The organism is Halobacterium wangiae (assembly GCF_021249345.1).
In the GTDB taxonomy this organism is placed as follows: domain Archaea; phylum Halobacteriota; class Halobacteria; order Halobacteriales; family Halobacteriaceae; genus Halobacterium; species Halobacterium wangiae.
In genome coordinates, this window is record NZ_CP089588.1 from 2,043,522 (window position 1) to 2,055,430 (window position 11,909).

14 protein-coding genes are annotated in these 11,909 nt (G+C 63.7%); 5 read left to right on the forward strand and 9 right to left on the reverse strand.

Annotated elements, in window-relative coordinates; all coding sequences use genetic code 11:
• Nucleotides 1–35 precede the first annotated feature (35 nt).
• Nucleotides 36–1,115: an aminopeptidase gene (locus LT965_RS10755; RefSeq protein WP_232700800.1), complete on the forward strand. Its 1,080-nt coding sequence runs from the start codon at nucleotides 36–38 to the stop codon at nucleotides 1,113–1,115.
• Nucleotides 1,116–1,269: 154 nt separating this feature from the next.
• On the opposite strand, the gene LT965_RS10760 is transcribed toward LT965_RS10755, so the two are convergent.
• Nucleotides 1,270–2,430: a mechanosensitive ion channel family protein gene (locus LT965_RS10760; RefSeq protein WP_232700801.1), complete on the reverse strand. Its 1,161-nt coding sequence runs from the start codon at nucleotides 2,428–2,430 to the stop codon at nucleotides 1,270–1,272.
• Between the two features lie 139 nt (nucleotides 2,431–2,569).
• Entirely contained in the window at nucleotides 2,570–3,217 is a 648-nt protein-coding gene (locus LT965_RS10765; RefSeq protein ID WP_232700802.1) for a DUF7095 family protein, read from the reverse strand.
• Between the two features lie 88 nt (nucleotides 3,218–3,305).
• On the opposite strand from LT965_RS10765, the gene LT965_RS10770 reads away from it, so the two are divergent.
• Entirely contained in the window at nucleotides 3,306–4,679 is a 1,374-nt protein-coding gene (locus tag LT965_RS10770; RefSeq protein WP_232700803.1) for an MFS transporter, read from the forward strand.
• Here LT965_RS10770 and LT965_RS10775 read toward each other — a convergent pair.
• Entirely contained in the window at nucleotides 4,664–5,101 is a 438-nt protein-coding gene (locus LT965_RS10775; RefSeq protein WP_232700804.1) for an NUDIX hydrolase, read from the reverse strand. The two genes, LT965_RS10770 and LT965_RS10775, sit on opposite strands and share 16 nt — an antisense overlap.
• A gap of 144 nt (nucleotides 5,102–5,245) precedes the next feature.
• Between LT965_RS10775 and LT965_RS10780 the strand changes: the two genes are divergently transcribed.
• Nucleotides 5,246–6,622 carry an HD domain-containing protein gene (locus tag LT965_RS10780; protein WP_232700805.1) on the forward strand — a complete coding sequence of 459 codons (1,377 nt, stop codon included), beginning with the start codon at nucleotides 5,246–5,248 and terminating at the stop codon, nucleotides 6,620–6,622.
• Nucleotides 6,623–6,815: 193 nt separating this feature from the next.
• The gene (locus LT965_RS10785; RefSeq protein ID WP_232700806.1) at nucleotides 6,816–7,316 is read left to right on the forward strand and encodes a hypothetical protein; all 501 of its coding nucleotides are present in this window, start codon (nucleotides 6,816–6,818) and stop codon (nucleotides 7,314–7,316) included.
• 57 nt (nucleotides 7,317–7,373) lie between these two features.
• Here LT965_RS10785 and LT965_RS10790 read toward each other — a convergent pair whose 3' ends face one another.
• From LT965_RS10790 to LT965_RS10805, 4 genes are all read right to left on the reverse strand, one after another.
• Nucleotides 7,374–7,658, reverse strand: a complete 285-nt coding sequence (locus LT965_RS10790; RefSeq protein ID WP_232700807.1) for a hypothetical protein — start codon at nucleotides 7,656–7,658, stop codon at nucleotides 7,374–7,376.
• A 3-nt stretch (nucleotides 7,659–7,661) separates the two neighbouring features.
• The gene (locus LT965_RS10795) at nucleotides 7,662–8,024 is read right to left on the reverse strand and encodes a hypothetical protein (RefSeq protein WP_232700808.1); all 363 of its coding nucleotides are present in this window, start codon (nucleotides 8,022–8,024) and stop codon (nucleotides 7,662–7,664) included.
• 395 nt (nucleotides 8,025–8,419) lie between these two features.
• Nucleotides 8,420–8,932: a DUF7964 domain-containing protein gene (locus LT965_RS10800; RefSeq protein ID WP_232700809.1), complete on the reverse strand. Its 513-nt coding sequence runs from the start codon at nucleotides 8,930–8,932 to the stop codon at nucleotides 8,420–8,422.
• Between the two features lie 73 nt (nucleotides 8,933–9,005).
• Nucleotides 9,006–9,407, reverse strand: coding sequence for a hypothetical protein (locus LT965_RS10805; RefSeq protein WP_232700810.1), 402 nt, complete (start codon nucleotides 9,405–9,407; stop codon nucleotides 9,006–9,008).
• A gap of 68 nt (nucleotides 9,408–9,475) precedes the next feature.
• On the opposite strand from LT965_RS10805, the gene LT965_RS10810 reads away from it, so the two are divergent.
• Nucleotides 9,476–9,703, forward strand: a complete 228-nt coding sequence (locus LT965_RS10810) for a hypothetical protein (protein ID WP_232700811.1) — start codon at nucleotides 9,476–9,478, stop codon at nucleotides 9,701–9,703.
• Between the two features lie 81 nt (nucleotides 9,704–9,784).
• Here LT965_RS10810 and LT965_RS10815 read toward each other — a convergent pair whose 3' ends face one another.
• Both LT965_RS10815 and LT965_RS10820 read right to left on the reverse strand, forming a co-directional pair.
• Nucleotides 9,785–10,219, reverse strand: a complete 435-nt coding sequence (locus LT965_RS10815; protein WP_232700812.1) for a hypothetical protein — start codon at nucleotides 10,217–10,219, stop codon at nucleotides 9,785–9,787.
• The gene (locus tag LT965_RS10820; protein WP_232700813.1) at nucleotides 10,203–11,909 is read right to left on the reverse strand and encodes a ThiF family adenylyltransferase; all 1,707 of its coding nucleotides are present in this window, start codon (nucleotides 11,907–11,909) and stop codon (nucleotides 10,203–10,205) included. The genes LT965_RS10815 and LT965_RS10820 overlap by 17 nt, the downstream gene beginning before the upstream one ends.

Consider the following 11,909-nt stretch of genomic DNA (forward strand, 5'->3'; position numbering starts at 1 on the left):
CGAGCTTTTATTCTGGCGGGGGACCGTCTCCGCGTATGGACGAGAGAGTCCGCCGACACGCGGAGATCCTGGTCGAGTTCTCCGCCGAGGTGGAGCGAGGAGACATGGTCCAGATTCACGCACCGAAGGAAGCCGAGGACCTCGTCGTGGCGCTGTACGAGCAACTTGGCGAGGTGGGCGCACGCCCCACGACCCACTGGCGCCTCGGCCCCGCGTCACGGGCGTACAGCCTTGCGATGGACGCCGAGGATTACGTGACCAAGGAGCACGCGCTCGCCGAGATGGAGGAGACTGACGTGGTGTTCCTGATCATCGGGGGCGGGAACCCCTACGAGACGACCGACGTGCCGCCGTCGAAGAGCCAGGCGGCGGGCCGCGCGAACAAGCCCATCTTGGAGGAGCGCCTCGACAAGCGCTGGGTAATCACGACCCACCCGACGGCCGCCGGCGCACAGGAGGCCGAGATGAGCACCGCCGCCTACGAGACGCTCGTCTACGACGCGATGGACAAGGACTGGCAGGCCCAGTACGAACACCAGGCCCAGATGGTCGAGATTCTCGACGACGCCGAGGAGGTACGCATCGTCTCCGGGGAGGAGACGGACCTCACGATGAGTGTCGCGGGGATGCGGGGCGCCAACGACTACGGGAAACAGAACATGCCGGCCGGCGAGGCGTTCACCAGTCCGGTGCCGGACAGCGTCGAGGGGACTGTACGCTTCGACAAGCCACTGCTGCGACAGGGCAACGAGATAGTAGACGCCTACCTCGAGTTCGAGGGCGGCGAGGTCGTCGACTTCGAGGCGGCGAAGAACGAGGACGTCCTCGAGGGAATCCTCGACACGGACGAGGGTGCGAGGCGTCTCGGCGAGCTGGGCATCGGGATGAACCGGGACATCGACCGGTTCACGTACAACATGCTGTTCGACGAGAAGATGGGTGACACCGTCCACCTCGCGGTAGGTGCCGCCATCGAGGAGTGCGTCCCCGGGGGCATGGAGTTCAACGACTCCGCGGTGCACGTCGACATGATCGTCGACATGAGCGAGGACTCGTACATCGAGGTCGACGGCGACGTGGTGCAGCGCGACGGCGCGTTCAGATTCGAGGAGTAGCGTGGTTCGCAGCGAGTGAGCGAAGCGAACGGGTGAGAGCTACGGAAACATCGAACGGTGGACGCAGTGAGCCGTGAGGACGGGTTCGAGGGGGAGCTGTTCTCACCGCAGGCTCCCGCGACGCGAACCGGGCAGCGGCCCGGGAAAGGAGGGCCTAGTCGTCCAGGTTCGAGTCGTCTCTGTCGGGGCCGCCCGATCCGGAGTCACCGAAGTCCGAGCCGCCGGTCCCCGAGTCACTGAAGTCGGTGTCGTCGGTCTCCGAGCTGCCGAAGTCGGAGCCGCCGGTTCCGGAACTACCGCTGCTGGAACTGCTCCCGCCGTCCGACTTCGCCGCGTCGCGGGCGGAGGACATCCAGTCGTCGATGTTCTCCTGGACGTAGTCCTGTCCGCCGAGGCCGAGGGCGACGCCGGCGCCGATGGCCAGCGCGATGGCGGCTGCGCCGAAGAACGCGGCGATGAACGCCGTGAACAGGCTCGCGAGGATGAACGTCTCGAAGCCGATGGCGGTCAGCGCTATCGTGATCGTGATGTAGTAGATGAGCAGTTTCACCGCGAGGCCGGCGTACCGCGTCGCTGCACCGTCGTCGCTGTGGGCGATCATGTCGCCGACGCGTTCGGCGACCCAGATGCCGACGATGAGCGCGGCGAGCCCGCCGACGAGCGCCGGCAGGTAGCTCGCGAACGTGTCGAGGAGTTCCGTCAGCGCGTCGATCTCGACGATGTCGGCGACCGCGAGCAGGGTGAGCAGGTAGATGTAGTAGGTGACGAGCAGGCCGATGATGCGCCCGAACTCGCCCTCCTGGTCGCCGAACTGCTCGAGGGGCGTGTTGCGGAGGCGGGGGCCGATGTTGAACCCGCTGACCACGTCAGCGACGATGTCGCCGACGACCCGGCCCACGATGAACCCTACGATGAGCAGGGCGACTGCGCCGAAGATGACCGGGATGTAGGAGCTGAGGTTCGCGAGCAGCTCCGAGAGCTGTGGGATGTCGAGGACGTTGGCCGCCGCGACCAGCGCGATGAAGTAGATGTAGTAGGCGACGAGTTTGCCCAGCGCGCGGGCGATTCCGTCCCCTTCACCTCTTTCCGACATCCCCTCGACGGCCGTTCCACGAGTGTACTTCCCGATGCCAATACGGTCGATGACCCGGGTGACGAGCGCCCCGACGATGCGCCCGATGATGTAGCCGATGACGAGGATGACGATCGCGCTGAGGATCGTCGGCAGGTACGCGATCACCTCGGCGATCGTCTCCTCGATCGCCTGCGGTATCGATTCTTGTAGCGGCGTTATCGCCGTCCCAGTGGGTCTCATAATGCTTTGAATACTAAATCTCGCTGAGGCATTGTTACACGCAGTCTGTGCGGATTACAGTCCCATTACTCGGACCCCCGGTCATCCAGGAGTCGTGTCAAAAAAAAAGACGTAGGGCGCCGTTCGCCGTCCCCTCTTTCTACACCACGTCGCCGCGTACCGTCATCCCTTCCGAGCGCGCCCGCCGCTCCTTGACGGCCTCGGCGGCAGTCTCGGCCTCCGCCTCGTCCATGCCGAGCATCTCCAGGGCGCCCGTCAGAGTCGGGAAGACGAGTTCGCCGCTCCGGAGTTTGGCGAACGCGTCCTCGCTGCGCTGGCCGTCCACCCAGAGGCAGACGCCGCGTGGGTCCAGCACCTGCTCGTAGTTCCCCGTCGCCCGCGCGCCCTCCAGTCGCTGGGTGACGTTGTCCTCGAAGCCCGCGTTGCACACCTCGACGTGGATGGGTTCGTCCTCGTCGACGAGGTGGGCGGCGAGACACTGCTCGGGCGCCACGTGTCCGTTCTCGTTCGCCCGGAGGTGCTCGGGGTTGGCGTCGGCCCACGACGCGCGCACCGTCTTCCCGACGCCCCTGACGCCGTACTCGCGTTCGAACTCCGCGGCGCGGTCGGCGTCGTCGCCGCGCAGCAGGATGTCCTTCGTGAGGTAGACGTCGAGGCGTTCGACGGGGTCCAGCCCCAGCGCCACGTCGCCGTACACCCACACCTGCCGCACGGGCACGGGCTGCTCCTCGTCAACGACAGTGTCGACGAGTTCCTCGACACGGTCGACGGCGGCTTCGCGGTCCATTGCTCGGACGTTACCCGCGCAGGCCGAAGAGCGTTGCGTACTTCCGGGAACCCGAACAATTTCGACCCCGCGGAGCCACTCCTCGCACATGGCAGCGGAGTCCGAGGAGTCCGTGGACGCCTTCGACTCCTACCGGCAGTTCTTCGCGCTCGAACCCGACGTGCTCGTGCTCTCGGTGGCGATGCTCGTGTTCAGCCTCGCCTTCCAGATGACGACGCGCTACGTCCCCGAGTACATGTACACGCTCGGTGCCGGCGCGGGCATTGTCGGTCTCTACGGCAGTCTCGGCAACCTGATCTCGGCAGTGTATCCCTACCCTGGTGGCGCTGTCTCCGACCGCGTCGGCTCCCGGGTCGCGCTCACCGCGTTCGCCGTCGTCACCACCATCGGGTTCGTCGTGTGGGCGCTCGCGCCCTCGCTCCCCGGCTTCGACCTCCCCGTCGTGTCGCTCGCTGGCGTCGAAGTCGGCGGTTCTGTCGGGCCGTGGGTGTGGGTGTTCGTCGGTCTGCTGTTGACGCAGGCTTGGAAGTCCTTCGGTCTCGGCGCGACGTTCGCCATCGTCAAGCAGAGCGTCGCCCCGAACCGCCTCGCGATGGGGTTCGCGAGCACCGAGATCTTCCGCCGCGTCGGCTTCCTGCTCGGTCCCGCCATCGCCGCCGTCGTGCTCGCGGTCTACGAGTTCCAGGTCGGCTTCCAGTACGTCCTCCTGCTCGCCGCCGGCTTCGCCGCGGTCGCCACCGTCGCCCAGCACGTGCTGTACGACGCTAGCGAGGACACCGTCGGCGACTCCTTCGAGGGCCTCGACACGATCCGCCGCGACCTCCGGACCCTCCCCGAGACGCTGCGCCCGCTGCTCGTCGCGGACACCCTGATACGGTTCGCGAACGGCATGGTGTACGTGTTCTTCGTCGTCGTCGTCACGCGCTACCTCGGGGTCGGCTTCACGGGGTTCGGCGTCTCCATCGGCCCCGCGTCGTTCTTCGGCGTGCTCCTCTCCGTCGAGATGGCCGTCGCCATCCTCACGAAGGTCCCCGTCTCGAAACTCGCCGAGCGAACGGGCCTCAAACCGGTCGTCGGCCTCGGCTTCCTCGTCTACGCGACCTTCCCCGCCATGCTCATCTTCGCGCCCGCCGACCAGTGGGCGCTCGTCGCGTTGTTCGCGTACTCCGGGCTCCGGTTCGCCGGCCTGCCCGCGCACAAGGCGCTCATCGTTGGTCCGGCCGAACGCGACGCTGGCGGCCGCGTCACGGGGACGTACTACCTCGTTCGGAACACCGTCGTCATTCCGAGCGCGGCGCTCGGCGGCGTGCTCTACGGGGGCGACTGGACGCTCCGGGTCGCCGGCGTCGCGGTCACCGCTGGCCCACAGCTCGCGTTCGGTCTCGCTACTGCGATCGGCTTCGTCGGTGTGGCGTACTTCGCCGCGTTCGGTCGGGAGTTCGAGGCCTACGCGCGGTCCTGACAGAGCGCTGCCAGCCCCGTCGGGTACAGTGGTTCCTCGGCCGCCACGAGCGCGTCGAGCGCGCGCCACTCCGCCGTGATGCGTTCGTCCGCGTCCGCCTCGTAGCCGCGGAGTTCGTCGCGTTCGTACAGCGCGTCGTCGGCGAACGCGCCGTCGAACACCACCACGAACTCGTGGCCACGCTGGTCGCCGTACGTGAAGCGGTTCTCGAGGATGCCGAGGCGCTCGACGGCCACGAGGTCGGCACCCAGTTCCTCCCGGAACTCGCGTCGCACGGCGTCGTCGCTCGACTCCCAGAACTCGATTCCGCCGCCGAGCGGCCGGAAGAACGCCTCACCGCCCGGCGCGACGTCCCGACTCACCAGTATCTCCTCGCCGTCCGACACCACGCAGAGGGCCACCGGTCGGATTCGCTCGCGCATGGACTGCGACCGGAAGCGGGCGGCCGAGTTGACAGTTTCGGTTCCACGTCCGGCCGTCACGTCACCGAACCGAAAGACCGACGCTCCTGGACTGCCTCTCTCCCACAATCCCGGCCCGGTCCCCACGGACAGGGCCACCCCACCATGCCGACCACGCAGATCAAGGACCCGGTCCACGGGTACGTCGAACTCGAACAGCCCCTCGTCGACAGCATCCTCGACACCCGGCCGTTCCAGCGGCTCCGCCACGTCCGCCAGCTGTCGGCGACGAACCTCGTCTACCCGGGCGCCAACCACACGCGCTTCGAGCACTCCCTCGGCGTCTACCACCTCGCACGCACCGTCTTCGAGAACCTCCGCGAGCAGCAGTACTTCTACCAGGACGCCACCAGCGCGGAACTCGACGACATCCAGCGCACCCTGGAGTGCGCGGCGCTCCTCCACGACGTCGGCCACCCGCCGTTCTCCCACCTCGGCGAGCGCTTCCTCGACGTCGACGACCTGCGGGCACGCCTCGCGGAGTACGGCGTCCAGGAGACGTTCCTCGACGCCGGCGTCGGCGACGCACCCGTCCGCGAAGCGAGCGCCCACGAACTCCTCGGCTGCCTGCTCGTCTGCCGGGAGTACGGCGACCCGCTCCGCGATATCGGCGTCGACCCCCACGACGTCTGCGCGCACATCCTCGGGTACAGCCTCGAGTACGAGCGCGGCGGCCGCTGGCAGCACGGCGTCGCCGCGCAGGTGCTGCACTCGCCCATCGATGTCGACCGCCTGGACTACATCACCCGGGACAACCAGATGACGGGCGCGGACGTCCTCAGCTTCGACACCGCCCGCATGGTCGAGTCCTACACCGCCCACCCCGAGGAGGGGCTGGCGCTCTCTGACAAGGCGCTCTCCGCCATCGGCAACTACCTCGAGGGCCGCATCGCGCTGTACATGTGGGTCACCCAGCACCACAAGTCGGTGTACGCCCACGCGCTGCTCGACGACCTGCTGGACGAACTCGCGGCGGTCGCCGACGAACCGCCGGTGACCACCGACGCCATCCTCCGGGAGGGCGTCGACGACAACACCATCATGGAGCGCCTGCGCGTCGCCGCCCGCGACAACCCGGACTCAACGCTCGCAGCGCTCTACGACCGGTTCCGCGGCCGGCGGTTCCCGGAGACCTGCTGGAAACACCGCATCGCGTACGCCGACCGCGTGGACGCCCCGCTCGACGCGTTCAGCGACTGGCTGGCCGGCAACGCCGACCGCCTCGAACGCGCGCTCGCCGACGAACTCGGCGTCCCCGACCACGAGGTGTGGATCGAGCAGTCCTACGTCCCCGAGTACGAGCCACAGGAACTGAAGGACATCCCCATCGCGTACGGCGGTACGACGCGCTCGGTCGGTGACTGGGGGCTGTACGGCGACCGCGCGTTCGACAGTCCCATCCCGTTCGTCTTCGTCCCCTACGGCGTCGAGAAGCGAGCGACCGCGACGCTCGTCGAGTGGTTCCACCACGAGAGCGCCTGAATCGGCTGATTCTCTCGGCTCTCCCGTTCTTCACTGCCCAGCGGCCGCGCTGGTCTGTCGTCGGTTCTGTGGCCGAGGGTCGCCACGTCCGGCGCAGTAGTTCCGAAAGTCAAAATCTGTGCAGGAGATGAATGACGATATTCCGGCGATGAAATAAAGATGGATATTTTACACTCAACTGTAATTGAGGCACATGAACATTCCGTCATCGGTGATCAATCTCGGTCGGGAACTGGCCACCCAGGTTGGGAGTGCGTTCATTGCAACCATTCCAATTATCTTGGGTGGTTACTATCTCTATGAACATCGGCAGAAAGTTCGTGCGCGCCGTCTACGCCATGCGTTATTGACGGAAATAGAGGCGATACAGCCGGAACTCATGTCGGTGATGGAAGAAGGAGATGCATATTTAGATGATCCAGTTTTTCAGGGCAACTTGGATAAAATCGATCTGCTGACGAACGAGGAGATTAATGCAGTGATTCGGTTTTATAGCCGTTTATCTCCACTCAGGCAAAGGGTTAGCCGTGAAGGCCCGGCCATTGAACCTGAGAATATTCCTTCTCATCTCACCAATAACGCCATGAGCTGTAAGGAGGACGCGATCGAGGAACTTGAGAAACAGATATCGAGTCAACCTACTGTTCGGAAGCCCAGATCGGATTCTTACTCTTCATCCGATCCTAGAGATTAGGTAATATTCTGGGTGTATGCCATTACAAATAAATTGTAAGAGATCTCGGCCTAAATGCTACAGGTGCTCATCAAACCAATCACCAAGACCACCTGAGACATTACGATACGCCCACCTTCCTCCGCCACTCTCTGGGATTTGAGTTATGACGATTGAGTCATTCGTGTCGGTGACACCAGTCAGCTCATCGGCGATATCACCAGCGCCTTTGTTTGAAACGCCAACCAACCAGGTAGACTCAAGAGCATCAAATGTCGGACCTAGGGACTCGATTGCCTCGTGGATATCTTCGTAGTCCTGTCCTGGCTCGTGTAAATCGTAACTGATCTCGTAAACCGTCATTTATCAAGAACTCAAGCTGCTAACGGTTGTACCTGCAATTCCGACAGCGGCCAGGGTGTACTTCGGTGCATCATAGACCGCGTGGGCGATCGCATTACCGGTCTCTGGGTTGTGGCGGTCTAACTCGATTGTCCATTCGTCCTCGTACTCCCGGATTTGGAAACTATCCGTCTCTTGCTGATCTCGGTACACTGCCTCTGCACCAGCTTCGATTGACCAATACGAACGCTCGAATCCCGGCGGGAGCGTGAATTCGGCAGTCTTCGGAACGGTGATTTTCTCTCCGTACCCTTGCTCCCGTGCTAACCGCTTTGCCTCTGCCCAAGAATAGGCGTAACCTCTGTCCTCAGATGGTGAACTGACCATATCTGGTCCTAGCAACCAAGTAACATAAAGGCTGAGTAAGCGGGGTGAAAGTGAAGCACATCCCTCATTATTCTTCCGTTGGCCAGGTTGCTTTGGCTCGACGAAACCTACGCCGAGCTCCACGCCATTTCCTATCTTGTAACCGACCGATATGCCGAGATCTGCTCCCAAGTCCAAGAAAATCGAGACCCACGCTCCTATGTTCTAACCGGCCGTAGGGTGGCTCCAAATCTGGTTCTCGCTTGCACAGTTCCTCGAGCGGTTCCTCCATCAGATCTCGATGATTGAAGTCGGCTTGCCCAATAGCTTCGAATCGTTCTGCGGCCGTCGTCCACCCCTAATGCTCCTCTATACTCACCTCGTCATCCTGGAACTAGGTATAGTTCAAACAACAGCTATTCGCCGTTCAAGACCTCATGCGCCTCACTATCCGAGTAACCGTGTTCCTCGCGGAGATGGTCGAGGAACGCGTGCGGTGACGTCGAGAGCCCCGTCGCGTACCAGTCACAGTCATCTTCGGGACAATCGTACTCGGGTTCGAGACCCTGCTCGACCTCCTTCGGTCGCTGCTTTTCCTGGTCGGGTGCTTCCTCGCCGATCATCATCTGGACGTCGCCCGAAAGTCGTTCCTCTTCGTAGACCTCTAACACCCATTCGCCCACGGTCTCGTCGAGCGCGTGGATGTCCTCCTCGGTCGTGTCCGGGGTGGCGGGCGCATCCCCGATTTTCTCCCAGCCGCCAGCCTCCTCGTCGTACCCGAGTGCGTGCGCGGTGTCGCTACTGAAAACGACGAGCGCAAGAATCTCGCGTGTCTCTTCCCGGATGGCGTAGCCGAGGAAGTCGTCGGAATCCCGGACGGTGTGGTACTTCAGCGGTCGGCCGGGCATTGAGGCCACGGTGTCGGTCATTTCCCCAGGATACCAGAGGCCCCAGCAAAAGTATGCCGACGGACGACACAGTTGGCGTCCCCCTCGCTCTCGACTACGCGGACGACCGCTCGGTGACGGTGTGCTCTTCAGCCGCCTCGTGCTCTGCAGCAAACTCGTCAAGCCGGGAGTGGAACGGTGACTCGCACGACCAGTCGCAGTCGCGGCAGTCCACGCTCTGCATCTCCCCCGGCTCCTCAGCAACGTCAGCGGGGTAAATGAGTCGCCAGAAGTTCCAGCCTGTCGCGTTGTCGTGTTCTTTCTCAATGAACCGCTCGCCGAGTTGACGGTGGTTCTGGAGGTAGCGACCGACATCGCGAGGCATCGGTGCGGAGTACTCGCATTCGACACCCCCGGTGTGAATATACATCGCAGCGAGACGTGCGCGGAACCGGCCATCTTCCCGGGCGACCTCATCGGCCGCTCGGCGAATGGCATCGATCTGCTCGTCGAGCATGACAGAAGATTGCAGCAGGAATAATTAAAGAACTACCTTACAGACCATTCCATCAGACCTGAATCTCCATGTCACGAGCAGAGCGTTTCGTCGAGGGAGCGGTCGCAATCATTGTGCTTTCCGTATTCGTCGCGGTCAGCCTTGCGCTTATGTCCATCTTCTTCCCCGAGACGGCTCTGGCTGTTACTCTCGGTCTGGTTGCGCTTGGGTTATTCGCTCTCGTCGTCCTCGTGTTTCTCCTTTATCGTCTGCTGTTCGGCGACGGATGCAGAGGTGGGGCCTTCCCAGGACGGTAAGTGCCTGGGCTGGCACTGGTTCCGAAACCTGTGCACGAGACTCCCTCTAATCCCAATTCCAGGATTTCGAACGGGGGCTTCTTAGAGGAGGCCTGCGATGCAGGGATGGCTAGTGTTTGCCACGACCCAGAGCGCGGCTGCAGTCCCAACGAACACCATGCCAAAGCCGAGCAGGTACAGTCCAAGATTTCGATTGGACCCACCTCTGGCATATCTACTCCGAATCCCTGACTTGCGCCTCGATGCGAAGTAGGTTCCGGAGATGATGATGAGCCCGAGTGCTGCAACTCCCTCCATGACGATCTTGAATCCTTCCGCCAGAGCTGGCTCGGGATCGTTCACGAACAAGGTGTGGAATCCTGTCACCAAGGCTCCGCCATTGTGAGCCGGTGTACAGTTACCGAAGGTTGTTGCGACCCCACTCAGCGCCCCGTAGAACACTCCCACTGCTCCAGTAGCTACGAGGATAATCAGGCCCGCAACCCAGAAGACCAGTTCGCTATCTCTTGAGGTCATTGTCGAGAAGGTCGGCCGCGTTGTCTGATACTCGGGTCTCCGGCATCGGGATATCGTCGCGTTCGTACCGCATCCCCCAGTCAGTCCCCGTCGGGAGTTCCTCGCAATCACCGACGCCGACTGACGGCGCACCACAGTCAGGGTCACAGCCCCACTGGGACTGCCAGTTCGTCTCCACGTCACGGACCTGCAGCCGGAGCGTGCCCTCGACGCCCTCGGCAGACCCGAGGACGATAGCCAGCAGGCGGCGCTGCATCAGCCCTGCGACCAGTGAATTCACCCCGATGACCGACGGGTCGCGTGTCGCCTCCTCGTCTTCCTCGGGGTCGACACCTCCCGGCACGTAGCCGCGTTCACCGCGGAACTCGGGGTGGTCAGCCTCGTAGTCGACGTCCTCCTGGGTCCACACGCGCTGACAGTTGAAGCACGCCCAGCCGGGCCCTGCAACCGCGGTCTCGACTTTCGCCTCCGGCTGGAGTACACCGTTGTCGTCGGCGTGCAGGAGGCTCCCCCCGTCGATGACCGGGATACAGTGTGCACGCGCTACCGCGTCTAGGACCTGCCGAGGGCGGGCGGCGTCGACGCCGGACAGAATAACGTCACAGTCCAGCAGCGCCGGCACGGCCGCGTACTCGGGATCGTCGTCCACAACGCTGCCGTCGACGATTTGCGTCTCGAAGCCCTGTGCGGTCGCGCTCCTACGGGCGACGCGTTCGGCCACCTCCGTCTTCAGCCGCTCGTGGCGGACATCGATACGGCGTGCGCCTTGCGCGCGGTTGAAGTTGGCCTCCTCGAGGCGGTCGAAGTCGACGAACACCAGTCCCCCGACACCGAGTCGGGCGAGGTGTTCCGCCAGGATCGAGCCGACGCCGCCACAGCCGACGACACCGACGCGGAGGTCCGCGAGCGTGGCCTGATCGGCCTCTCCCCACAGTTGGATGGTGGAGTCCTGCTCGTGGTCATCCACACCCGGCCCCGCACCCCGATTGGCGGACCGGCGCGTTGGCTGGATGTTGAGCGCGCAGTCATCTAGTGCCGGCCCGACGATTCGGACGCGGTCGGCGTGTGTAACTACGGGCTCGTCGCCGACTCTGGCGTCCTCGTAGACGCGCATCGACCACTCGCCGGCCTCGTTGGTGATCGCTGCACCCCACGGTGCGCCGACGGGCAGCCGGTCGCGGTCCGCCTTGTAGACGCGTGCCGCAGACTCGACATCAGTGGTGCTCGCACGGACCCCACCGGGTTGCGTGTGAATGCGGATAAGGCCGCCCTCGCGGGCTTTCGCGCGTTCGACGGCGCGCTCGTGGTAGTCCTCGCTGAACTGGTAACCGAGCTCCGAGTCGTAGTTCGTGTTCGTTGATTCAGAGTTACCCCCGAACCACGACCCGAAGCGCCCAGTTCCGTCATCGTCGCGGTCACTTCCGTCGTTCCCGGAGAGCGTCCCGGTGAGTTCGAGGTCCTCACTGGACTCCGGGTGGACGACCTCCTCGACGATGTAGGTGACGCGCCGATTCCCGGTGCTCTTCGAGAGGACGGCGAACGCACCCCGTTCGCCCATTCCGTGGAACGGGTGGCCTTCGCTCGGGAAGAGGACTTCCATCAGGTCCTCGTGGACCTCACGGGGGAACGCGAAGTGGATTTCATCGGCGTCGGCCGCCGACAGCCAGTCCGCGGGTGTTCCTTTGGGCAT

Excerpts from the sequence above, each read along its gene's own strand:
- LT965_RS10780 (WP_232700805.1), top strand. The coding sequence starts at position 5,246 with ATGCCGACCACGCAGATCAAGGACCCGGTCCACGGGTACGTCGAACTC.
- LT965_RS10820 (WP_232700813.1), bottom strand. The coding sequence starts at position 11,909 with ATGCCCAAAGGAACACCCGCGGACTGGCTGTCGGCGGCCGACGCCGAT.
- LT965_RS10805 (WP_232700810.1), bottom strand. The coding sequence starts at position 9,407 with ATGCTCGACGAGCAGATCGATGCCATTCGCCGAGCGGCCGATGAGGTC.
- LT965_RS10775 (WP_232700804.1), bottom strand. The coding sequence starts at position 5,101 with ATGCGCGAGCGAATCCGACCGGTGGCCCTCTGCGTGGTGTCGGACGGC.
- LT965_RS10755 (WP_232700800.1), top strand. The coding sequence starts at position 36 with ATGGACGAGAGAGTCCGCCGACACGCGGAGATCCTGGTCGAGTTCTCC.
- LT965_RS10795 (WP_232700808.1), bottom strand. The coding sequence starts at position 8,024 with ATGGTCAGTTCACCATCTGAGGACAGAGGTTACGCCTATTCTTGGGCA.
- LT965_RS10760 (WP_232700801.1), bottom strand. The coding sequence starts at position 2,430 with ATGAGACCCACTGGGACGGCGATAACGCCGCTACAAGAATCGATACCG.
- LT965_RS10800 (WP_232700809.1), bottom strand. The coding sequence starts at position 8,932 with ATGACCGACACCGTGGCCTCAATGCCCGGCCGACCGCTGAAGTACCAC.
- LT965_RS10815 (WP_232700812.1), bottom strand. The coding sequence starts at position 10,219 with ATGACCTCAAGAGATAGCGAACTGGTCTTCTGGGTTGCGGGCCTGATT.
- LT965_RS10810 (WP_232700811.1), top strand. The coding sequence starts at position 9,476 with ATGTCACGAGCAGAGCGTTTCGTCGAGGGAGCGGTCGCAATCATTGTG.
- LT965_RS10785 (WP_232700806.1), top strand. The coding sequence starts at position 6,816 with ATGAACATTCCGTCATCGGTGATCAATCTCGGTCGGGAACTGGCCACC.
- LT965_RS10765 (WP_232700802.1), bottom strand. The coding sequence starts at position 3,217 with ATGGACCGCGAAGCCGCCGTCGACCGTGTCGAGGAACTCGTCGACACT.
- LT965_RS10790 (WP_232700807.1), bottom strand. The coding sequence starts at position 7,658 with ATGACGGTTTACGAGATCAGTTACGATTTACACGAGCCAGGACAGGAC.
- LT965_RS10770 (WP_232700803.1), top strand. The coding sequence starts at position 3,306 with ATGGCAGCGGAGTCCGAGGAGTCCGTGGACGCCTTCGACTCCTACCGG.